Origin of the sequence: Sphingomonas citricola (genome assembly GCF_019429535.1) — a bacterium.
GTDB lineage: Bacteria > Pseudomonadota > Alphaproteobacteria > Sphingomonadales > Sphingomonadaceae > Sphingomonas > Sphingomonas citricola.
In genome coordinates this window covers 1-22,259 of record NZ_JAHXZM010000004.1, presented here as the reverse complement: position 1 = coordinate 22,259, position 22,259 = coordinate 1, and the positions used below count along the sequence as shown (strand labels likewise).

22 protein-coding genes are annotated in these 22,259 nt (G+C 68.8%); 11 read left to right on the top strand and 11 right to left on the bottom strand.

Features of this window, described 5'->3' with window-relative positions:
- Positions 1-26 precede the first annotated feature (26 nt).
- The 3 genes from KZ810_RS10725 (at position 27) to KZ810_RS10715 (ending at position 2,380) form a co-directional block, all read left to right on the top strand.
- The gene (locus KZ810_RS10725) at positions 27-413 is read left to right on the top strand and encodes a winged helix-turn-helix domain-containing protein (RefSeq protein WP_308461537.1); all 387 of its coding nucleotides are present in this window, start codon (positions 27-29) and stop codon (positions 411-413) included.
- Between the two features lie 69 nt (positions 414-482).
- A complete protein-coding gene (locus KZ810_RS10720) occupies positions 483-1,604 on the top strand; it encodes an NADH:flavin oxidoreductase/NADH oxidase (RefSeq protein ID WP_219769114.1) in 1,122 nt (373 codons plus the stop codon).
- A gap of 71 nt (positions 1,605-1,675) precedes the next feature.
- Entirely contained in the window at positions 1,676-2,380 is a 705-nt protein-coding gene (locus tag KZ810_RS10715; RefSeq protein WP_219769113.1) for a phosphatase PAP2 family protein, read from the top strand.
- A gap of 7 nt (positions 2,381-2,387) precedes the next feature.
- Here the strand turns inward: KZ810_RS10715 and KZ810_RS10710 are convergent, their stop codons facing one another.
- Complete coding sequence (locus tag KZ810_RS10710; RefSeq protein WP_219769112.1) at positions 2,388-3,218, bottom strand: HpcH/HpaI aldolase/citrate lyase family protein; 831 nt, start codon at positions 3,216-3,218, stop codon at positions 2,388-2,390.
- A 2-nt stretch (positions 3,219-3,220) separates the two neighbouring features.
- On the bottom strand, positions 3,221-4,231 hold the full coding sequence (gene galE / locus KZ810_RS10705) for a UDP-glucose 4-epimerase GalE (protein ID WP_219769111.1): 1,011 nt from the start codon (positions 4,229-4,231) through the stop codon (positions 3,221-3,223).
- A gap of 63 nt (positions 4,232-4,294) precedes the next feature.
- Between galE and msrA the strand changes: the two genes are divergently transcribed.
- Positions 4,295-4,843, top strand: a complete 549-nt coding sequence (gene msrA, locus KZ810_RS10700; RefSeq protein ID WP_219769110.1) for a peptide-methionine (S)-S-oxide reductase MsrA — start codon at positions 4,295-4,297, stop codon at positions 4,841-4,843.
- A gap of 92 nt (positions 4,844-4,935) precedes the next feature.
- Positions 4,936-5,223 (top strand): hypothetical protein, encoded by a 288-nt coding sequence (locus tag KZ810_RS10695; protein WP_219769109.1) that lies wholly within the window; start codon positions 4,936-4,938, stop codon positions 5,221-5,223.
- Positions 5,224-5,260: 37 nt separating this feature from the next.
- Here the strand turns inward: KZ810_RS10695 and KZ810_RS10690 are convergent, their stop codons facing one another.
- Entirely contained in the window at positions 5,261-6,187 is a 927-nt protein-coding gene (locus tag KZ810_RS10690) for an L-threonylcarbamoyladenylate synthase (protein ID WP_219769108.1), read from the bottom strand.
- A gap of 37 nt (positions 6,188-6,224) precedes the next feature.
- On the opposite strand from KZ810_RS10690, the gene KZ810_RS10685 reads away from it, so the two are divergent.
- Positions 6,225-7,895: an acyl-CoA dehydrogenase gene (locus KZ810_RS10685; protein WP_219769107.1), complete on the top strand. Its 1,671-nt coding sequence runs from the start codon at positions 6,225-6,227 to the stop codon at positions 7,893-7,895.
- Between the two features lie 12 nt (positions 7,896-7,907).
- Here KZ810_RS10685 and KZ810_RS10680 read toward each other — a convergent pair whose 3' ends face one another.
- Genes KZ810_RS10680 through KZ810_RS10665 form a run of 4 tightly spaced genes read right to left on the bottom strand, consistent with a single transcriptional unit; the run spans position 7,908 to position 9,830 of the window.
- The gene (locus KZ810_RS10680) at positions 7,908-8,393 is read right to left on the bottom strand and encodes an Ivy family c-type lysozyme inhibitor (RefSeq protein WP_219769106.1); all 486 of its coding nucleotides are present in this window, start codon (positions 8,391-8,393) and stop codon (positions 7,908-7,910) included.
- Positions 8,390-8,812, bottom strand: a complete 423-nt coding sequence (locus tag KZ810_RS10675) for a hypothetical protein (RefSeq protein ID WP_219769105.1) — start codon at positions 8,810-8,812, stop codon at positions 8,390-8,392. The genes KZ810_RS10680 and KZ810_RS10675 overlap by 4 nt, the downstream gene beginning before the upstream one ends.
- A 51-nt stretch (positions 8,813-8,863) precedes the next feature.
- Entirely contained in the window at positions 8,864-9,220 is a 357-nt protein-coding gene (locus KZ810_RS10670) for a GntR family transcriptional regulator (RefSeq protein WP_219769104.1), read from the bottom strand.
- Positions 9,221-9,257: 37 nt separating this feature from the next.
- Positions 9,258-9,830, bottom strand: a complete 573-nt coding sequence (locus tag KZ810_RS10665; RefSeq protein ID WP_219769103.1) for a nitroreductase family protein — start codon at positions 9,828-9,830, stop codon at positions 9,258-9,260.
- Positions 9,831-9,958: 128 nt separating this feature from the next.
- Between KZ810_RS10665 and KZ810_RS10660 the strand changes: the two genes are divergently transcribed.
- The 5 genes from KZ810_RS10660 to KZ810_RS10640 all read left to right on the top strand — a co-directional run bounded on the left by KZ810_RS10660 (position 9,959) and on the right by KZ810_RS10640 (position 17,133).
- Positions 9,959-11,770: a peptide MFS transporter gene (locus KZ810_RS10660; protein ID WP_219769102.1), complete on the top strand. Its 1,812-nt coding sequence runs from the start codon at positions 9,959-9,961 to the stop codon at positions 11,768-11,770.
- A 24-nt stretch (positions 11,771-11,794) separates the two neighbouring features.
- The gene (locus tag KZ810_RS10655) at positions 11,795-12,481 is read left to right on the top strand and encodes an NnrU family protein (protein WP_219769101.1); all 687 of its coding nucleotides are present in this window, start codon (positions 11,795-11,797) and stop codon (positions 12,479-12,481) included.
- A gap of 88 nt (positions 12,482-12,569) precedes the next feature.
- Positions 12,570-13,766: an acyl-CoA dehydrogenase family protein gene (locus KZ810_RS10650; RefSeq protein ID WP_219769100.1), complete on the top strand. Its 1,197-nt coding sequence runs from the start codon at positions 12,570-12,572 to the stop codon at positions 13,764-13,766.
- Positions 13,767-13,771: 5 nt separating this feature from the next.
- Entirely contained in the window at positions 13,772-15,418 is a 1,647-nt protein-coding gene (locus KZ810_RS10645; RefSeq protein ID WP_219769099.1) for a long-chain-fatty-acid--CoA ligase, read from the top strand.
- 188 nt (positions 15,419-15,606) lie between these two features.
- Positions 15,607-17,133, top strand: a complete 1,527-nt coding sequence (locus tag KZ810_RS10640; protein WP_219769098.1) for an MFS transporter — start codon at positions 15,607-15,609, stop codon at positions 17,131-17,133.
- A gap of 13 nt (positions 17,134-17,146) precedes the next feature.
- Here KZ810_RS10640 and KZ810_RS10635 read toward each other — a convergent pair whose 3' ends face one another.
- The 4 genes from KZ810_RS10635 to KZ810_RS10620 all read right to left on the bottom strand — a co-directional run.
- Entirely contained in the window at positions 17,147-17,914 is a 768-nt protein-coding gene (locus KZ810_RS10635; protein ID WP_219769097.1) for an ABC transporter permease, read from the bottom strand.
- On the bottom strand, positions 17,911-18,840 hold the full coding sequence (locus KZ810_RS10630) for an ABC transporter ATP-binding protein (RefSeq protein ID WP_219769096.1): 930 nt from the start codon (positions 18,838-18,840) through the stop codon (positions 17,911-17,913). Before KZ810_RS10630 ends, KZ810_RS10635 begins: the two co-directional genes overlap by 4 nt.
- Before the next feature lie 157 nt (positions 18,841-18,997).
- Positions 18,998-21,022, bottom strand: a complete 2,025-nt coding sequence (locus KZ810_RS10625; RefSeq protein WP_219769095.1) for a M13 family metallopeptidase — start codon at positions 21,020-21,022, stop codon at positions 18,998-19,000.
- Positions 21,023-21,114: 92 nt separating this feature from the next.
- Positions 21,115-22,259, bottom strand: a 1,145-nt coding sequence (locus tag KZ810_RS10620) for an MFS transporter (protein WP_219769094.1), incomplete at its 5' end; no start/stop codon positions are given.

The window sequence follows — 22,259 nt, the reverse complement described above, 5'->3', positions numbered from 1 at the left end:
GCCCGCACATGCCCCGAGGCGCGACCGTGAGGTTGGGCGCGCTCAAGCTCAAGCTGCAGCTCGTGTGCGGCGACGGGTTCGCGATGGGGCCGGGCAAGGCGGACCTGCTCGAGGCAATCGACCGCGAGGGCTCGATCTCGGCCGCGGGACGCGCGCTCGGCATGAGCTATCGCCGCACGTGGTTGCTGGTCGACGAGATGAACCGCTGCTTTGCCGACCGGTTGGTCGAGGCGTCGGCGGGGGGCGGGCAGAACCGCGGCGCGCGGTTGACCAAGGACGGGCGCGCGGTGCTCGTCGCCTATCGCACGCTGGAGCAGCAGGCGGCGGTGATCGCCGACAGCGACGCGTATCGCGCGCTGACCCGCAACCTGCTCGACACGCCGCAACCCCAGCCACCGTCGTCGCGCGCGTGAGGTGAGCGCGGCGCCGCATCCCAAATCGGCGCGGTGCGTTGGGGCGGCTCCCTGACGAGAGCGGACGATATGAGCGGACCCAAGTTGTTTGAGCGTTTCGAGCTGGGCGGCCTGTCGCTCGCCAACCGCATCGTGATCGCGCCGATGTGCCAGTATTCGGCCGAGGACGGCTGCATGACCGACTGGCACCTGATCCATCTCGGCCAGCTCGCGCTGTCGGGGGCGGGCGTGCTGACGATCGAGGCGACCGCGGTGGTGCCCGAGGGGCGGATTACCTACGGCGACGTCGGGCTGTGGGACGATGCGACCGAGGCGGCGATGAAGCGCGTGGTCGACGGGATACGCGCGCACTCATCGATGCCGATCGCGATCCAGTTGGCGCACGCGGGGCGCAAGGCGTCGACCGACCTGCCTTGGAAGGGCGGCAAGCAGATCGCCGCGACCGAGGCGAACGGCTGGCAGACGGAGGCCCCGTCGGCGCTCGCGTTCGGCGAGGGCGAGGCCGCGCCGGTGGCGCTGACGCGGGCGCGGATGGACGCGATCCGCGATGCCTTCGCCGAGGCGGCGCGTCGCTCGGCGCGGCTGGGGCTCGACGCGGTGCAGATTCACGCCGCGCACGGGTACCTGCTGCACGAATTCCTCTCGCCGCTCTCCAACCGACGCGACGACGATTATGGCGGCAGCCTCGAGAACCGGATGCGCTATCCGCTCGAGGTGTTCGACGCGGTGCGGGGGGCGTTTCCGGCTGACAAGCCCGTGACGGTGCGCGTGTCGGGAACCGACTGGGTAGAGGGCGGCTGGGACGCGGCGGGGACGATCGCGTTCGCGCAGGCGCTGGAGGCGCGCGGGTGCGCCGCGATCCACGTGTCGAGCGGCGGGCTCGATCCGCGGCAGGACATTCCGGTCGGCCCCAATTACCAGGTGCCGCTCGCGCGCGCGGTGAAGGGGGCGGTGTCGATCCCGGTCGTCGCGGTGGGCCTCATCACCGATTACGAGCAGGCCGAGGCGATCGTCGCGACGGGCGACGCCGATCTGATCGCGCTGGCGCGCACGATCCTCTACGATCCGCGCTGGCCGTGGCACGCCGCGGCGCATCTGGGTGGGCGGGTGCGCGCGCCCGACCAGTATCTCCGCTCGCAACCGCGCCGGTTCAAGGACCTGTTCGATCAGCCCGACGACGCGACCTATTGAGGCGGGTGCCGCGGTGCGCACGGCCTGTTGCGGGGTTACGCGCCGCGGCTCGCGCCCTTAGAGGCGGGCGGATGACCGATCACCCGACCATCGCCCCCGCGCTGACCGCGGCCGAACCCATCCAGGAGGCGCGGCGCTGGCATCTGCCGTCGGTGCTGCGCGCGGCGGGGCTGTGCGCGGGCGCGATCGCACTGTTGCTGGTGGTGGGGTTCGCGCTCAGCCGGCATCCGTTCGGGTTCGATGCGGCGATCAGCAACGCGCTGCGCGGCGCGGGGCCGGCGTGGCTGCGAAAAGCGATGATCGACGTGACGGCGCTGGGCGGTGGCACCGTGCTGACGATCGTGACGGTGGGTGCGGTCGCGATCCTGATCGCGCGGCGGTTGGCACTCACCGCGGGGATGGTCGCCGCCGCGGTGATCACGGGGACGGCGGGCAGTAACCTGCTGAAGCTCGTCTTCATGCGTCCGCGCCCGCCGATCGCCGACCGGTTGATCGAGGTGACGGGGGACAGTTTCCCGAGCGGGCACGCGGCCAATTCGGCGATCGTCTATTTGACGCTCGCCGCGCTCGTCACGCAGGTGACGCCGGGACGCGCGACGCGCAACACGGTGCTCGGCCTCGCGATCATCCTGGTCGGCGCGGTCGGCACGAGCCGCGTCTATCTGGGTGTCCACTGGCCGTCCGACGTGCTCGCGGGGTGGAGTTTCGGTACGTTATGGGCGATCGGGTGGTGGCAGATCGCACGGCAGACCCGGCCGCTGCTGGCGACCGCCTGACCCGACCCTAGCCGCCGGCGAGCGCGAGCAGCCGCTCGGCCGCTTTCAGGTGCGGCGCGTCGACCATCTTGCCGTCGAGTTGCAGCGCGCCCGCGCCCGGATTGGCTGCGAACAGATCGACTACCGCGCGGGCGTGCGCGACCTCGGCGTCGCTGGGGGAGAAAGCGGCGTTGATGACCGCGACCTGCGCGGGGTGGATCGCCATCATCCCGGCGAAGCCGTCGCGCCGCCCGCGCGCGGCATAAGCGGCGAGCCCGTCGAGGTCGCGGAAGTCGGGATAGACCGTCTCGATCGCCGGCACCCCCGCGGCATGCGCGCCGAACAGCGTAAGCGCACGCACCATCTTGTACGGGTCTGTGTAGCTGCCGTCGGCCTCGCGGCTGGTCGACGCGCCGATCGCGGCGGGCAGATCCTCCGCGCCCCAGGTCAGACCGGCGAGGCCATCTCCGTCGTAATCCCCGAGCGTGAACACCGCGCGCGGCGTCTCGCTCGCGATCGGCAGGACGAGATAGTCGCCGGGCAGGCGGCGGCGTAGTTCGGCGACCGAGGCACGCCCTTCCGCCTTGGGCAGCACCACGCCCGCCATCGGCGCGTCGGCGAGCGCGGCGAGATCGTCGGCGATGAACGCGCTGTCGAGCGGGTTGACGCGGACGAACAACGTCACCTCGGCGCTGCGCATGTCGACGAATTCGCGCACCGCGGCGCGGGCCGCAGCCTTGGCGCCGGCCGCGACCGCATCCTCGAGATCGAGGATCAGCGCATCGGCGCCGAGCCCGGCGGCCTTTTCCATCCGCTCCGGCCGGTCGCCCGGCACGAACAGCAGCGATCGCAGCCGCATCGTCAGCGTCCCATCTCGGCGAGCTTGCGCTCCCACGCCAGCGCGTCGCGGACGATCCCGTCGAGGTCGGCGCGGCCGGGCGTCCAATCGATCGTCGCGAGGATCGCGGCGTTGTTGGCGACGAGCTCGGCCGGGTCGCCCGCGCGGCGGCCCTCCATCCGGCGCTCGACGCGCACGTTGGTGACGCGGTCGACCGCGTCGAGCACCTCCAGCACCGAGAAGCCGCGGCCGTAGCCAGCGTTGAGCGTCACGCTGTCGCGCGGATGCTCGACCAGCCAGGCGAGTGCTGCGACGTGCGCGTCGGCGAGGTCGCTGACGTGGATATAATCGCGCACGCCGGTGCCGTCGGGGGTGGCGAAATCCTGTCCGAAGACGCTGACCGCGGTGCGCTTGCCGGTTGCCGCCTCTACCGCGATCTTGATCAGGTGCGTCGCGCCCACGGTCGACTGCCCGCTGCGCCCGCGCGGGTCGGCGCCCGCGACGTTGAAATAACGCAGCGCGGCGTAGTTGATCGGGTGCGCCGCCGCGATGTCGCGCAGCATCGCCTCGCTCATCAATTTCGACATGCCGTAGGGATTGATCGGCACGGTCGGGTCGGTCTCGGTCACGGGCACGCGCTCGGGCGTGCCGTAGGTCGCGGCGGTGGAGGAAAAGATGAAGTGCGGGACGCCCGCCTTCACCGCGCTCTCGATCAGGCTGCGGGTCGCAGCGGTATTGTTGCGATAATATTTGAGCGGATCGCTGACCGATTCGGGCACCACCACCGATCCGGCGAAATGCATGATCGCGCGGACGTCGTGCTCGGCCAGCACGTCCGCAACGCGCGGATCCTCGACCGCCATCTCGACCAAAGTCGCGCGGTCGTCGACCGCCCAGTCGAACCCGGTGACGAGATTGTCGATCGCGACGACCCGGTATCCGGCGTCGAGCAGCGCGAGCACGGCGTGGCTGCCGATGTACCCCGCGCCCCCGGTCACCATTACCTTGCCGTCGAGCTTCGCCGTCTGCGCCATGTGCCACTCCCTTTCCGGCGCGTTAGCGGCTTCCTACATTCTTCTCAAAGGAGACTTCTTCACATGACCGAATACGCGATTGTTGCCGGCGGTTGCTTCTGGTGCACCGAGGCCGTGTTCAAGGACGTGATCGGCGTCGAGAGCGTCGAGAGCGGCTATATCGGCGGGCACGTGGCCAACCCGACCTACAAGCAGGTCTGCGGCGGCGACACCGGTCACGCAGAGGCGATCAAGGTCGGGTTCAATCCCGCGCAGTTGAGCTACGGCGACCTGCTCGACATCTTCTTCGCGACGCACGACCCGACGCAGTTGAACCGTCAGGGCAACGACGTCGGCACGCAATATCGGTCGGCGATCTTCCCGCAGTCGGACGAGCAGGCCGCGGAGGCCAAGGCCGCGATCGCGCGCGCGCAGGGTGACCAGTCGAAGCCGATCGTCACCACGATCGAGGCGAACGACACCTGGTACCCGGCGGAAGGCTATCACCAGGATTATTGGGAAACCGAGGGGCGCAGCAATCCGTATTGCATGGCAGTGATCCCGCCGAAGCTGCAGAAGCTGCGCAAGAGCTATGCCGCGCGCACCAAGAGCATGGCCGAAGCGCAGGGCTGATCGCCGAACAGGCGCGGCGAGGGAACGGGGCCGGCTGATCTGTGTTAGTACGCCGCCGGAATGACCGGCCGCGTATCGACAGGGAAGAGATCATGTCCACGTTCCGCCTCGCCGCCGCCGTCCTGCTCCTCGCCACACCGCTCGCCGCCTGCGGTGGTTCGGGCGACGACAAGCTCGCGCATCAGGTCAAGAAGGCGGCGGATAACCGTGCCGACCAGCTCGAGCAGCGCGCCGATGACCTGAAGGATCAGGCCGACCAGGTGCGCAAGACGGGCGAGAAGCGCGGTGACGCGATCGACGCCGCCGACCTCAACACGCACGCGATGAGCCCTGAGCAGAAGGCCGCAGTCGTCAACGATCAGGCACCGGCGGTTCGCTGACCGGCTTGTCCGGCCCGTCGCGCGACGGGCCGGGCCGCTAGCGATGCGCGGCGCGGCGCAGGCGGTCGTTGATCGCGACGCCGACGCCGTCGTCGGGCACCGGCGCGACCGCGATCCGTGCCGCGGCTGATGCATCCGCACGGTGGAGGGCATCGAACAGCGCCGCTGCTGCCTCGACGAGATCGCCGCGCGACGACAGAGTGTCGTCGCCGGTGACGTCGCCGAAGCCGATCAGCCACTCGTCGGCTTCGCGGTCGCGCGCGTTCAAACGCAGCGGCTTGGCGGGCGCGTAGTGGGTCGCGAGTTGTCCCGGCGCGCTGACGTGCGCGGTTGTGCCCGGCGCGACGGGTAGCACGCGGCCGAGCATGTCGGCGGTGATCGGTCCGGGGCGCAGGATCGTCCGCCCCGCCACGATCGTCGATTCCACTCCCGCCTCGGTTGCGCCGTCGTCGATGATGAGCGGCGCCCGCGCGCCTAGGCTGGCGGCGACATGTTCTGCGCGGGTCGGGCTGAGGCCGTTGCTCGCGTTCGCCGACGGTGCGGCGAGTGGCGCGTCTGCGGCCGCGATCAGCGCCTGGATCGCGCGATGCGCGGGCACGCGGATCGCGATCGTGTCGAGCCCGGCGGTGACGAGCGAGGCGATCCCTGCACGGTCGCGCAGCGGCAGCACCAGCGTCAGCGGTCCGGGCCAGAAGCGCGCTGCCAGCGCGTGTGCGTCGGCGTCGAAGACCGCGATCGCCTCCGCCGCGGCGAGATCGGCGACATGGACGATCAGCGGGTTGAAACTCGGGCGCCCCTTCGCCGCGTAAATGCGCGCGACCGCCTGCGCGTCGCGCGCGTCGGCGGCGAGGCCGTAGACCGTCTCGGTCGGCACCGCGACGATCCCGCCGGCGCGGATCAGCACCGCCGCCTCGGCGATCGCGGCCGCGCCGAACGCGCGGATCACGGGTGGTTGAGCCTCCATGCGCGCACGCTATAGCGGGGGCGACCAGGAGATAGAAATGGCCTTCACCGCCCCCGTTTCCGAGCAGCGTTTCGTCCTCGACACCGTCGCGAACATCGGCGAGCTCGCCGAGACCGAACGCTTCGCCGCCGCGACCCCCGACGTGATCGACGCGGTGCTGGAAGGCGCGGCGCAGTTTGCGGCGGGCGAATGGGCGCCGCTCAACCGCGCGGGCGACACGGTGGGCGCGAAATGGACCCCCGACGGCGTGGTCATGCCCGACGGTTACCGCGCGGCATATCAGGCGTACGTCGAGGGCGGCTGGGGCACGATCGGCGTGTCGGAGGCGTTCGGCGGGCAGGGGCTGCCCTTCGTCGTCCAGGCGGCGGTGCTCGAAACGCTCGGCAGCGCCAACATGGGGTTCGCGCTGTGCCCGACGCTGACGGTCGGCGCGATCGAGGCGATCGAGCATCACGGCACCCCCGAGCAGCAGGCACTATACCTGCCCAAGCTCGCGACGGGCGAGTGGACCGGCACGATGAACCTGACCGAGCCGCAGGCGGGCAGCGACGTGGGCGCCTTGCGCGCTACCGCGACCCCGCGCGGCGACGGCACGTTCAGCATCAAGGGCACCAAGATCTACATCTCGTTCGGCGACCACGACATGGCGGACAATATCGTCCACTTGGTGCTCGCACGCACGCCCGACGCGCCTGCGGGCACGCGCGGTATCTCGCTGTTTCTCGTCCCCAAGGTGCGCGCGGACGGCTCGCTGAACGACGTCCGCGTCGTCTCGATCGAGCACAAGATGGGGCTCCACGCCTCGCCGACGTGCGTTTTGTCGTTCGGCGACCACGACGATTGCGTCGGTGAGCTGATCGGCCCCGAGTTCGGCGGCATGCGCGCGATGTTCACGATGATGAACAACGCCCGCCTCAACGTCGGATTGCAGGGCGTGCAGGTCGCCGAGGCGGCGACGCAGAAGGCGGTCGATTACGCCAAGGAGCGCGTCCAGGGCGCGCGCGCGGGCGCGCAATCGGCGATCATCGAGCATTCCGACGTGCGCCGCATGCTGCTGCGGATGAAGGCGCAGACGATGGCGGCGCGCGCTTTGGTCTATTACGCCTGCGGGCAGGTCGACCGTGCGGGGCTAGGGGATACGGCGGCGAAGGAGCGGCTGGAGATCACCACCCCGCTCGCCAAGGCGCACGCGACCGATCTGGGCAACGAGATCGCGAGCATCGGCGTCCAGGTGCACGGCGGGATGGGGTTCGTCGAGGAGACGGGCGCGGCGCAATTCTTCCGCGACGCGCGGATCACCCCGATCTACGAGGGCACGAACGGCATCCAGGCGGCCGATCTGGTCGGGCGCAAGCTGTCGCTGTCGAACGGGGCTGCGTTCGCGAGCCTGATCGCAGACATGCGTGCCGAGGCGCAGCACCCGCGCCTCACCGCACTGGTCGACGCGTGCGAGAGCGTCGGGCGGCGGTTGCAAACCGCGGACGCGGACGATCGCCAGGCGGCGAGCTATCCGTTCCTGACGATGCTGTCGATCGCGACGTGCGGCTGGCTGCTCGAACGGCAGGCGCGCGCGGATGGCGCGGACGCGGTCAAGCAGGCGAGCGTCGCCTTCTACCTCGATCAGATCGTGCCCGAGGCGATGGGGCTGGAAGCGGCGGCGAACGCGCCGGCGAGCCAGCTCTACGCGCTCACCGCCGACGCGTTCTGACCGGGGCGGCTCTTATTCGCCCGACGGGCAGCCGTCGGGCGAGGGCGCGCGGTAGTTCGCGGGATACCAGCGCGACACGCCCGCGTCCTGATCGTGATAGCAGACCGCGGCGTCGCGCCCGTCGCGGGTGATCGCGATCGCCCAATTGTGCGGGCCGCAATTGTGCGCCTCGCACGCCCAGGACAGGATGCGCCCATCCTCGTTCGCGACCGGGTTGGCGGTCGCGTCGCGGCTGAGCACCATGTCGCGTACCGCGGCGTCGGGGACGACGCGCGCGACCGCGGCGCGGACCGCTGGTTCGTCGACGAAGCGCCGGCCCGCGACGAGATCGAACGGATATTTGCCGACGTAGCGCGAGAGATCGGTGTCGGCGAGCGTCGCGCTGGGTGTCGGGGCGGGCGTGGGGGTGGCGCGTGTCGGCTGGGGCTGCGGCGGCTCTGGCGCGCGGTTGCACGCCGCGAGCGCGCCCAGCAGCAAGAGGGCGGTTGTGCGCTTCATCGCCGGCGCAGCGATGCGCTGTTCAAATGCCATTGCCGCTGTTCGGGCGTCGAGCCGTCGATGTCGTTGACGCGGCGCAGCGTGTAGCTGCCGCTGAACGTCTGCGCGGTACCGTTCCTCAAGGTCGCGCGGACGGTCACCGGCACGCGGATATAGCTCGATCCCGCCGCCCCCTCGGGCTCCATCGGTACGCCTGCGGTGACACGCGTGTGGCGCGTGGTCGCGAAGCCGCGGACGAACTGCGCGTAGGTCTTGCCGCTCGCCTGCCCGCCGCGATCCCACAGGCGGTAAGCGGTGCGATAATCGCGCCGGTCGAGCGCGGCGTAATAGCGCTGAACCGCGACGCGCGCCGCGGCGGGGGTGGCGGATGGCGCGGCCGTGGCGGCGCCGGCGAGCAGGATGGAGACGATCAGGCTCATACAGGCTTTAACGGCCGAGCCCGCCGCGTGGTTTCGCGCTCCCGCGGTCGCTCAGGCGTCGTGGCGTTCCATCAGCTCGGAAAGGTCGAGCCCGAGCAGGTCGATATAGCCGCGGATGCGCGGCCACTGGTTGGCGACGAAATTCTCGCGCTCGGCGTTGCGCAGCCGCTCCGACGCGCCGGCGAGCACGAACATGCCGACGCCGCGGCGTACCTCGACATAGCCGTCGTCCTGGAAGCTCTGATACGCCTTGGCGACCGTCAGCGGGTTGGCACCGTGTTCCGCCGCGAGCGCGCGCACCGAGGGGAGTTGGTCGCCCGCCACGAAGTCGCCGCGCAGGATCCCCGCGGCGATGGTTGCGCGCAGCCGGATGTAGACCGGGCTGTCCTCGTTGCTCAGTGCTGCCATGGTGCGTTAATACAGCAAATGGGGATCAAGTCGAGCCTCACCAATCGCTCCACACCTGTTCGATCGCGGGACGCGGCCGTTCGTCGAGCGCGCGACCCGGGGTGCCGATGAAGACGAAGCCGGTGATCCGTTCGTGCGGCTGCCCGAACGCGTCGCGGACGCGCGGGGAGAAAGCCGGCCACCCGGTCAGCCAGCCGGCGGCGTAACCGTGCGCGTGGACGGCGTGGAGCAGGTTCATGCACGCCGCCCCGGCGGATAATTCCTGTTCCCACAACGGTATCTTGTTGTCGGTCTTGGGCGAGGAGAGTGCGACGACCAGTGCGGGTGCTTGCGTCGCGAACTGCACCATCCCGTCGAGCTCGGCCTGCCGCGCCTCGGGCTTTTCGGCGCGGTACGCCTCGACCAGCAGGTCCGCCAGCCGCGCGCGCTGGTCGGCGCCGACGATCACGAAACGCCACGGTGCGAGCTTGCCGTGATCGGGGGTGCGCGCGGCGAGCGCGATCATCTGCACGAGTTCGGCATGGTCGGGGCCCGGCGCGACGAGATCGCGCGGCTTGCCCGAGCGGCGGGTGGAGAGATGCGCGATGAGCGAGGAGCGGTCGTTGAACATGCGCGCGCATCTAGGAAGTGTTAACGCGTATTTACAGCACGGGCTTTGCCGCTAGTCTCCCCTGCAACCATCGCGCGCGCCGCGTGTGCGCAAGCGCGATACTGAAGTCCAGGGAGCGTATTTCGAGAATGGTGGACACCCCGACGGCCGACAACCGCGCCGAACCCGATATCACCCACACCAATCCGGCGGCCGAGGAAACCTGGTTCGGCCACCCGCGCCAGCTCGCGCGGTTGTTCACCACCGAGATGTGGGAGCGGTTCGGTTATTACGGGATGCGCGCGCTCCTCACGCTGTATCTGACCAAGCATTTCGTGTTCGGCGACCGCGAGGCGACGGGGCTGTACGGCGGGTTCACCGCGCTCGTCTATCTGACGCCGCTGGTGGGCGGATATCTCGCCGACCAGTATCTCGGCTCGAAACGGTCGGTGAAGTTCGGCGCGATCATGATGGCGGTCGGCTATCTGACGTTGTGCTTCGGCGGCGAGACCGCCAAGCCCTACGCGACGATCGACGGGCAGCGTTACGCGGTGCAGGTCGACGGTTTCCGCGACGCGCCGACGAGTGCCTCGGCCGAGGTGCGCTATCTCGTGACGCCGCAGGAGCGGCTCGAGATCAAGGGCAACGAGGACGGCTCAGTCTCGCTTCTCAACCCCGACAAGAGCGTGTCACGCACCGTTGCCAAGGGCGGGTTCGAGACGGGTGGCGAGCGCAGCGCGCTGCTGACCGCGATCCTGCTCCTCGCACTCAGCCTGATCTCGGTCGGCAATGGCTTCTTCAAGCCCAACATCTCGACGATGGTGGGCGAGCTGTACGCGGGCGGCGACCGCCGTCGCGACGCGGGGTTCACGATCTTCTACATGGGGATCAACCTCGGCTCGCTCGGCTCGCAGCTGCTCTGCCCGCTGCTCGCCGACAAGGTCGGCTGGTGGGCGGGCTTCGGGCTTGCCGCGTTCGGCATGCTGATCTCCTGGGCGCTGATCCAGTTCAACGGCGGCAAGCTGAACGGCATCGGCGAGGCGCCGGTGCGCCAAGGGCCCGACCGCACGCTCGCGATCTTCGCGGGCGCGATCCTCGCGGTGCCGGTGTTCTATTTCCTGTTCGTCAACCTGATGAACTCGACCGCGCCCGAGCCCGGTTCGGGGATCGTCGGCTATATCGCATCCTTGTCGCTGATGGGTAAGCTGCTGTTCGGCACCTTCCTGGTCAGCGTGCCGGGCATCCTGATCTGGTCCTATGCCAAGGGGAGCAAGGCCGAGTTCCAGATGATGCTGGCGGCGATGATCCTGATTGTGTTCAACGTCGTGTTCTGGACGCTGTTCGAGCAGGCGGGGTCGAGCCTGACGCTGTTCGCCGACCGCAACACCGACCTGACGATCGCAGGCAGCTTCGCGATCACCGCGCCGCAGACGCAGTTCTTCAACGCGTTCTTCATCGTGGCGCTCGCACCCGTCATGTCGATCCTGTGGACCAAGCTCGCCGCGCGCGGGATCGAGCCGACGATCCCCGTCAAGTTCGGCCTCGCGCTGATCGGGGTCGGGCTGGGCTTCCTGTTCCTCGTCTGGGGCGGGCAGTTCGCGGGCAGCGACTTCAAGGTCGCGATCTGGTGGCTCGCGGGGCTGTACCTGATCCACTCGGTCGCCGAGCTCTGCATCTCGCCGGTGGGGCTGAGCATGATCACCAAGCTGTCGATCGCGCGTATCGTCGGGTTGATGATGGGCGTGTGGTTCCTGTCGATCTCGGTCGCGCAATATGTCGCCGGCATCGTCGCGCAGGTCGCCTCGGTCGAGACGGTCGGCGGGCAGGTGACCAACCTGAAGGTCAGCCTCGACACCTACAACCAGGTGTTCTGGACGATCGGTCTGACCGCGGCGGTGATCGGCGCGGTGCTGCTGGCGCTGTCGCCGCTGATCAAGCGCTGGATGCACGGCGTTCAGTAAGGTCCTCGCATAAGGGAGCAGGGCATGGGGGAAGTGCTGGTCGCCGCGGTCGCGTTCGTGGGAACGCACTTCCTCCTGTCGCACCCCTTGCGCGCGCCGTTGGTGGCGCGCGTCGGCGAGCGCGGGTTCGCCGGCCTCTACAGTCTGGTCGCGTTCGCGACGCTGATCTGGCTCGCGCTCGCCTATCGTGCCGCGCCCGCCAGCGACCCGTTATGGGGGGTCGGCGATGCGATCTGGGCGATCGCGACGATCGTCATGCTGGTGGCGAGCGTGCTGTTCATGGGCTCGCTGGTGCGCGACCCCGCGCTCCCCGATCCGGGCGGCAAGGCGAAGCCGGTGCCCGAGGCGCGCGGCGTCTACGCGATCACGCGGCATCCGATGATGTGGGCGTTCGCGTTGTGGGGCGGGGTGCACATCCTCGTCTATCCCGATCCGTCGAACGTCGTGCTGGCGGGCGCGATCATCGTCCTCGCGCTGGTCGGCGCGCATTTGCAGGACCGCAAGAAGGCGCGGCTCCAGCCCGAGTTCTGGCCCGAGTGGGAACGGCGGACGAGTTATCTGCCGTTCGCCGCGATCGCGCGCGGTCGCGCGCAGATCGGTGGGCTGGGCGCGCACGCGCTAGGCGGCGGCGTGGTGGTGTGGCTGGCGGCGACCTGGGCGCACATCCCGCTCGCGGGCTGGGCCGCGGGGATCTGGCGCTGGATCGTCTGAACCGTGCGCAACAAATGTTGCGCTTGAGGGTGGCGACACGAAACGAAACAGGACATGGAGGCGCAGAACCGGCAATCAGGAGCGCGCCATGACCCGCGGAACCGACATCGCAAAAAAGGTCGCCGCGTTCGTGCGCGGGACGGTGGCGCCGTTCGAGCGCGACCCGCGCTGCGGTGCGCACGGCCCGTCCGACGAGCTGGTGCAGGAGTTGCGCGGGCTGGCGCGCGCGGCGGGGGTGCTGACGCCGCACATCCTGGACGACGGCAGTCACCTGACGCATCGCGAGACCGCACAGGTGTTGCGCGCCGCGGGGCTGTCGCCGCTCGGTCCGCTCGCAGTCAACGTCATGGCGCCCGACGAGGGCAACATGTACCTGCTCGGGAAGGCAGCGAGCGCGGAACAGAAGGCGCGCTTCCTCGACCCGCTCGTCAGCGGCGAGGCGCGCTCGGCGTTCTTCATGACCGAGCCGGCGGCGGACGGCGGCGCGGGTTCCGACCCGTCGATGATGCTGACGACCGCGGTGCAGGACGGCAACCATTGGGTGGTGAACGGGCGGAAGGCGTTCATCACCGGTGCGGGAGGCGCGCGCGTTGGCATCGTCATGGCGAAGGCCCCGGAAATCACCGATGGATCAGGCGCGACGATGTTCCTCGTCGACCTGCCCGAGGCTTACGCAGCCGGTGCGATCACGATCGAGCGCGTACTCGACACGATCGATTCGTCGATGCCCGGCGGCCACGCGGTGGTGCGGATCAGCAATCTTCGCATCCCCGCCGACCAGATGCTCGGCAATCCGGGCGAGGGGTTCAAGCTCGCGCAGATCCGCCTGGCGCCCGCGCGGCTGACGCACTGCATGCGCTGGCTGGGCAGCTGCCAGCGCGCGCACGAGATCGCGACCGATTACGCCAACCGCCGCCACGCCTTCGGCAAGCCGTTGATCGACCACGAGGGGGTCGGCTTCATGCTGGCGGAGAACCTCATTGACCTCAAACAGGCCGAGCTGATGATCGACTGGTGCGCCGACGTGCTCGATACCGGCGCACTCGGCACCGCGGAGAGCTCGATGGCGAAGGTCGCGGTGTCGGAGGCACTGATGCGGATTGCCGACCGCTGCGTGCAGGTGATGGGCGGCACCGGGGTCACCGGCGACACGATCGTCGAACAGGTGTTCCGCGAGGTGCGCGCCTTCCGCATCTACGACGGGCCGACCGAGGTGCACAAATGGAGCCTCGCGAAAAAGGTCAAACGCGACTGGCGCGACAGCCAGCACCCACAGGAGAGTTGATCCCCATGACGCAGCCGCTGTTCGGATTGATGCAGGACGTGCCCCTGACGGTGGACCGCTTCCTCGACCATGCGGCGACGTGGCACGGCGCACGCGAGATCGTCTCGCGCGAGGGTGACGGCAGCCTGACGCGGCTCGATTACGCCTGGCTGCACCGGACCGCCAAGCGCGTGTCGAACGCACTCGCGCGCGCCGGGATCGGGCAGGGCGACCGCGTCGCGACGATGGGGTGGAACAGCGCGCGCCATCTCGCCGCCTGGTACGGCGCGACGAACATGGGCGCGGTGCTCCACACGCTTAATCCGCGGCTGTTCGCCGAACAGATCGCGTATATCGCCGATCACGCGGGCGACCGAATCCTGCTCGCCGATCCGGCGTGCGCGCCATTGATCGGCCCGCTCCTCGCCGCCGCGCCCCGGATCGAGCAAGTAGTATTCCTGTGTGCCGCCGCCGAATTGCCCGCGACCGATTATCCCGCGGTCGCGTTCGACGATTGGATTGCCGACGAGCCGACCGAATATCGCTGGGGCGGGTTCGACGAGCGGCTGGCGTGCGGGCTGTGCTACACGTCGGGGACGACGGGGAATCCGAAGGGCGTGCTCTACTCGCACCGCTCCAACTATCTCCACACGATGATGACGCTCCAGGCCGACGCGCTCGCGCTGACGACGCGCGACACGGTGCTGCTGATCGTGCCGATGTACCATGCCAATGCCTGGGGCGTGGTCTATTCCGCGCCCGCGGTCGGCGCGAAGCTGGTGCTGCCGGGTGCGCGGATGGACGGCGAGTCGATCTACCGCCTGATCGAGGACGAGGGCGTCACCTTCTCCGCCGCGGTGCCGACGGTGTGGCAGGGGCTGCTCCATTACCTGCGGCAGAGCGGCGCGCGTTTCTCGACGTTGAAGCGTGTCGTGATCGGCGGCTCCGCCCCGCCCGAAGCGCTGATCCGCGCGTTCCAGGACGAATACGGCGTCGACGTGATCCAGGGCTGGGGCATGACCGAGACGTCGCCGCTCGCGACGCTGTCGACGCCCAGCCCCGAGGTGCTCGAGCAGTCGTACGACGAGCAGGTACGCCGCAAGGGGATGCAGGGGCGGCTGGTGTGCGGGCTCGAATTCAAGCTGACCGACGACGAGGGTAACCGCCTGCCACACGACGGGCGCACCGCGGGGCGGCTCAAGATCAAGGGGCCGACGATCACCAGCGGCTATTTCGGCGGCGAGGGCGGAAACGTGCTCGACGCGGAAGGCTTTTTCGACACCGGCGACGTGTCAACGATCGACGCGGCGGGCTACATGCAAATCACCGATCGCGCGAAGGACATCGTCAAGTCGGGCGGCGAGTGGATAAGCTCGATCGAGATCGAGAATATTGCGGTCGGGCACCCGGAGGTCGCGCTCGCCGCGGTGATCGGCGTCGCGCACCCCAAATGGGACGAGCGACCGATCCTGCTGGTCCAGCGCCACGCCGAGGCGACGTGCGGGCGGACCGAATTGCTCGCGTTCCTCGACGGCAAGATCGCGCGCTGGTGGATGCCCGACGACGTCGTCGTGGTCGACGAGATTCCGCTCGGTGCGACGGGCAAGATCGACAAGAAACTGCTGCGCCAGCGGATGGCGGGCTACGTCCTGCCCGAGCTCGCGTCGCGCTAGCGGCAGACACCACGCGCGCGATTTGCATAATCGCGCGATGAGGCGCATCGGGTGCGTGCCGGTGGACAGGGCGCCGGCGGCGGAGAGGCTCAACCGATTGGTCGAGATCGCCGAGCCGCGCGACGCCGCGCGTGCGCGTGATCGCACCCGTGTTTCCACGCGGGCGACCGAGCATCCGGGATCGTTCCATGAGATTGCGCCGCCGGGGCCTCGCCTCGATCAACAGTGAGATACGCGACGGCATCCTGCCCGCCGCCGACGGCATCGCGCGCGTCGCGATTCCGGCGGGGGCGCCGCTCCACACGCCGCGCAATTACCGCGTCACCGCGCTGATCATTGCCTGCGCGTTGTTCATGGAACAGATGGACGCGACGATCCTGTCGACTGCGCTTCCGACGATGGCGCGCGATTTCGGCGTGCCCGCGACCAGCATGAGCTCGGCGCTGACCTCCTACCTGCTCGCGCTCGCGATCTTCATCCCGGCGAGCGGGCGGATGGCCGACCGGTTCGGGTCGCGCACGGTGTTCCGTGCCGCGATCCTGATCTTCGTCGCAGGATCGGCCCTGTGCGGCATCGCACCGACGCTGCCGTTCATCATGGCGGCGCGATTCCTGCAGGGTCTGGGCGGCGCGATGATGATCCCGATCGGGCGGCTGGTGCTGCTGCGCAGCGTCGCGAAGGAGGACATGGTGTCGGCCATGTCGTGGCTGATCATGCCCGCGCTGATCGGCCCGATCATCGGCCCACCCGTGGGCGGCGCGATCGTGACCTATCTCGACTGGCGGTGGATCTTCTATCTCAACCTGCCGATCGGGTTGCTGGGCGTGATGCTGGTGACGCGGTACATCGGGGACATCCGCGAGGATCGTCCCGCGCCGTTCGACCTGCCCGGTTTCGTGTTGTCGGGCGTGGCGCTCGGCTGTCTGCTGTTCGGGTTCGAGATGACGAGCCGGACGGGCGAGCTGCCGACCGCGCTCGCGCTGATCGCGGTCGGCCTCGTCGCGGGCGCGCTGTACATCCGTCACGCGCGCCGCCGGGCGCAGCCGATCCTCGACCTCACCCTGCTCGCGGTGCCGTCGTTCCGCCTGTCGGTGATCGGCGGATCGCTGACCCGCATCACGCAGGGCGCGCAGCCATTCCTGCTGCCGATGATGCTGCAACTCGGGTTCGGAATGACCGCGGCGGCGAGCGGTGCGATCACAGTCGCGGGGGCGATCGGATCGCTCGCGATGAAGGGGCTGGCGCCGCGCGTGCTGCGCCGCTGGGGCTTTCGCCGCAGCCTGATCGTCGGCGGGTTGGGCGCGAGCGCGGGTTACGCGGTGTGCGGGCTGTTCCGCCCCGACTGGCCGGTGCCGCTGATCTTCGCGGTGCTGATGACCTCGGGCTTCTTCATGTCGTTCCAATTCTCGGCCTACAACACGATCGCCTACGACGAGATACCGCCCGAGCGGATGAGTTCGGCGACGAGCTTCTACGCGACGTTCCAGCAGTTGATGCTGTCGCTGGGCATCTGCGTCGGTGCAGCGTCGCTCCACGTAGGGATGCGAACGGCCGGGCACGCGCGGCCGCAACTGGCCGACTTTACGCTCGCCTTCCTCGTCGTCACCGCGGTTTCCGCCGCGGCGACGATCTGGAACCGCCGCTTCGCACCCGACGCCGGCGCGCAGTTGAGCGGACACGTCGAACGCCCAGCCCGGCGCGCGACTGCGGGGTGACAGGGGGCGGCGATCAGCTCTTCAGCCGCCACCCGCTCTTGAAGATCCACGCGATGACCGCGAGGCAGGCGAGGAGGAACGCGAGCGTGACCCCGAGGCTGAGCGCGATGTCGACGTCGCCGCGCCCGAAGAAGCTCCAGCGAAAGCCGCTGACGAGGTAGACGACGGGATTGAACAGGCTGACCGTGCGCCACGGCTGCGGCAGCATGTCGATCGAGTAGAAGCTGCCGCCCAGGAAGGTCAGCGGGGTGATGAGGAGCAGCGGCACGAAGTTCAATTGCTCGAAACTGTTCGCCCAGATGCCGAGGATGAAGCCGAACAGGCTGAACGCGACCGAGGTCAGCACGAGGAACGCGATCATCGCGAGCGGATGCTCGACCACGACGGGTACGAAGAAGGCCGAGGTGGCGAGGATGATCGCGCCGATCACGACCGACTTGGTCGCCGCCGCCCCGACATAGCCGATGACGAGCTCCATCGATGAGATCGGTGCGGACAGAAGCTCGAAGATCGTGCCGGTGAACTTCGGGAAATAGATGCCGATCGAGGCATTGCCGACGCTCTGCGTGAGGAGCGACAGCATGATGAGGCCGGGCACGATGAAGCTGCCGTAGCTCACCCCGTCGACGCTCTGCATCCGGCTGCCGATCGCGCCGCCGAAGACGATGAAATACAGGCTGGTGGTGAGGACGGGACCGACGAGGCTCTGCCACAAGGTGCGCAGCGAACGCGCCATCTCGAAACGGTAGATCGCCCAGATGCCGTGGAGGTTGAGGGTCACGCGCGTTCCTCCACCAGGTCGACGAAAATGTCCTCGAGGCTCGATTTCGATGTCTCCAGATCCTTGAACGCGACGTGCCGCGCGGACAGTTCACGCAACAGCGACGGGATGCCGGTGTCTTCCTGCGTCGCATCGAAGACGTAGCGGAGCGTCCGGCCCTCGTTGACGAGGCTGAGCTGCCATTGCTCGAGCCCGGCGGGGACCCGATCGAGCGTGTCGACGAGGGTCAGGTCGAGCTCGCGCTTGCCGAGTTTCTGCATCAAGGCGGCCTTGTCGTCGACCAGCAGCAGGCGGCCCTTGTTGATGACGCCGACGCGGTCGGCCATCTCCTCGGCCTCCTCGATGTAGTGCGTCGTCAGGATGATCGTCGTGCCGCGCTCGCGCAAGGCGTGGACGAGTTTCCACATGTCGCGGCGCAGTGCGACATCGACGCCCGCGGTCGGCTCGTCGAGAAACAGCACCTCGGGCTCGTGCGCCAGCGCCTTCGCGATCAGCACGCGGCGCTTCATGCCGCCCGACAATTCCATGATCTTGTTGTCGCGCTTGTCCCACAGCGACAGGTCGCGCAGCACCTGCTCGATATACGCGCTGTGCCCCGAACGCCCGAAGAGGCGACGCGAGAACGTGACGGTCGCGAGCACGGTTTCGAACATGTCGACCGACAATTCCTGCGGCACCAGCCCGATCAGGCTGCGCGCGGCCTTGTAGTCGGCGATCGCGTCGTGCCCGCCGACGTGGATCGTGCCGGTTGAGGGCGTGACGATGCCGCAGATGATGCTGATCAGCGTCGTCTTGCCCGCGCCGTTGGGGCCGAGCAGCGCGAAGATCTCGCCCTTGTTGATCGCGAGGTCGACGCCGTGGAGCGCGGTGAAGCCGCCCTTGTACGTCTTCGAGACGCCGGAAAGCGTGAGGATCGGTTCGGTCATGAAGCCCCCTGATCGCCGTTGTTCGGCGACCGCCCGCAGATAGGACGCGCGCCGCGGGATACGAGGGGGCAGACGTGAAAGGCGCGCGATCGGATGGTCGTAGTCGGCGCATGTCGCGCGGGCGGGTGCCCACGCGACATCCGCTAGTTCGGCCCGGTTACTGCCACACGCTGACCCGCTCAGCCGGGGCGAGGTACATCGCGTCGCCGGGCCTGACGTTGAAGGCGGTGTACCAGGGCGCGAAATTGCGGACGATGCCGTTGACGCGGTATTTGTCGGGCGAGTGGGGGTCGCTCAGCAACGCCTGGCGCGACGCCTCGTCGCGGCGCTTGCCTTGCCACGCCTGCGCGTAGGCGAGGAAGAAACGCTGGTCGCCGGTCAGCCCGTCGAGCACCGCGGGCTCGCCGTGGCGCGCGACGTAGCGGCGGTAGGCGGCGTAAGCGGTCTCCAGCCCGCCCAGATCGGCGAGGTTCTCACCCAGCGTCAGCCGGCCCTTGATTCTAACGCCGGGGATCGGCTCGTAACCGTCGAACTGCGTGGCGAGGCGATCGGCCTGGACGGTGTATTTCGCCGCGGTCTCCTTGCTCCACCAGTCGCGCAGCCGCCCGCGCTCGTCGAACTGGCGGCCCTGATCGTCGAAGCCGTGACCCATTTCATGCCCGATCGTGGTCGCGCCCGTTTCGGCGTAATTGACCGCGGGGTCGGCGTTGGGATCGAAGAACGGCGGCTGCAGGATCGCGGCGGGCAGCGTGATCTGGTTCATCGTCGGGTCATAATAAGCGTTCACCGTCTGCGGCGTCATGTACCACAGCCCGCGGTCGACCGGCTTGGGGAAGCGCGCGAGCTGCTGGCGCCACTGGAAGTCCGCGCTCGCGAAATAATTGGCGAGCGGATCGGTGCGGCTGATGCGCAGCCCCGAATAGTCGATCCACTTTTTCGGGTGGCCGACGCGCGGATCGAAGGTCGCGAGCTTGGCGAGCGCGGCGCGGCGCGTGGCGTCGTCCATCCAGGTCGCGGCTTCGATCTTGGCCTTGTATGCCGCCTGCATGTCGGCGACGAGTTCGTCCGCCTTCGCCTGCGTTGCGGGCGACCAATATTGCTGGACGTAGATCGCGCCGACCGCCTCGCCGAGCGCGTCGTCGATCAGCGCCATGCCGCGTTTCCACCGCGCGCGCTGTTCGGGCACGCCGCGCAGCGTCTTGGAATAGAAATCGAAATTCGCCTGGTCGAACGCGGCGGGCATGAAGGGGGCGGCGTTCGAGAGGAAGCGCGCGGTCATCCACTCCTTCCACACCGAGAGCGGCACGTCGCCGATCCGCTTCGATGCGGCGGCGACCGCGCTCGGTTCGGACACGTTGACGCGCTCGGCTGAACCCAATCCCATGCTGGCGAGCGTCGGCGTCCAGTCGAGTTCGGGTGCGAGCTCGGTCAGCGCGGCGCGCGTCATCGGATTGTGCGTCTTGACCGGATCGCGGCGCTGCTCGGGCGTCCACTGGTCTTGGCTCAACCGCGTCTCGAGCGCGATGATGCGGTCGGCGCGGGCGGGCGCGTCGGGGATGCCGGCGAGCGTCTGGATGCGGATCAGGTAAGCGCGGTAGGCGCGGCGGATCGCGTCGTATTTCTCGCCGCTGAGCAGGTAATAATCACGCGTCGGCAGGCCGAGCCGCGCCTGCCCGGCATCGACCATGTAGCGCGTCGGATCATCGGCGTCGGTCGAGATCCCGATGTTGATCGGCGAGGCATAGCCCGGGCGCATCATCAACTGGAAGAGCTGGGGACGCGTCGCCACCGCGTCGATCCGCGCGAGCCACGGCTTCACCGGCGCCAGCCCGCGCTGTTCGATGCCGGGCGCGTCCATCCACGCGGCGTAGAAATCGCCGACCTTGCGTGCGGTCGCGTCGCCGGGACGCGCGGCGGCATTCTCGACGATGCGGCGGACCTGCGCCTCGATCTCGTCGGGAAGGTCGTAATTGTATCCGGCACCGACCTTGTCGGCGGGGATCGCGTGGTCGCGCAGCCACGTCCCCTCGGCATAAGCGTAGAAGTCGTCGCCCGGCTTCACGCTTTTGTCCATATTCTGCAATTCGAGCCCCCACGCGCCGTAGCGCGGCGCGGCCGCCTGCGCGGCGAGGAGGGCGGGGACACTCACGAGGGCGAGGGCGAGCAGGGCTTTATGGCGCATGATGGCATCCGAAAAAGGCGTGTGGACCGGATCTTAGGCCAGCCCGTCAGCCTCCGCCATGCCCGCGGATGCGATTTGCGCCGCGGTTGCGCTTACCGCGCGCGCTTCGTTTCGGGCATCGCCACCACGTACAGCGCCAGCCCCGCGCCCGCGATTGCGGCGAGCGTGAGGAAGCTCGCCGAATAGCCTGCCCAGACGATGATCGACCCAGCGAGCGTCGCCGACAAGGCAGCGCCCAGCCCCTGCGTCGTCGCGACCGCGCCCTGGCTGACGTTGAAGCGACCCGAGCCCTCGGTCAGGTCGGCGATCACCACCGGGAACAACGCGCCGAAGATCCCCGCGCCGACGCCGTCGAGCGCCTGGACGCCGACCAGCCAGTACGGGTTGTCGGAGAAGGTGTAGAGCGCACCCCGCGCGGCGAGGAACGCGAAGGCGACGAGGAAGATCGGCTTCGTGCCCCATCTATCGGTGTTGCGCCCGACGACGATCGCGACCGGCACCATCACGAGCTGCGCGGCGACGATGCACGCCGCGGTCAGCGAGGTCGCCTGATCCTTGCCGACGCTTTTCGCCAGCAACTGACTGACCGAGGTCAGCATCGCGGCATTGGCGAGGTGAAACAGGAACGCGATGACCGCGAAGATCAATAGCGGCTTGTTCTCGACCAAAGTCTTCCACCCGCTCGGCTCCTCGCAGCCCTCCTCGGGCTCGCAGTCGAGGCCGCGCGCGACGGCATTGTCGATGTCGTCATTGCGGATGCGCGTAGCGCTGACGATGCTGGCGACAGTCAGCGCGCCCATCAGCCAGAACACGACGACGGGGCCGAATTTCCACGCGAGCGCGCCGGCGAGTGCGGCCGACACCGCATTGCCCGCGTGGTTGAACGCCTCGTTTCGTCCGACGCGCTTCGCGAACAGCTTGGGTCCGACCAGCCCCAGGGTGATCCCTGAGATCGCGGGCGCGAACACCGCGCCCGCCGCCGCCGCGATCGACTGGGTCGCGGTCACCATCGCGAAGCCGTGGACGAAGGGCAGCGACACGCTGGTCAGCGTGACGAGCAAGGCTGCGAGCATGACGATGCGCGGCTTGTTGCGGCTCTTGTCGATCAAACTGCCCGCGGGCGTCTGCGCAAGCAGCCCGACGATCCCGGCGATCGTCAGCACCATGCCGACCGTCGCCTCGTTCCAGCCGTGGGCGGGCCCGCCCCCCCCGACGAGATATATCGCCACAAAAGGCC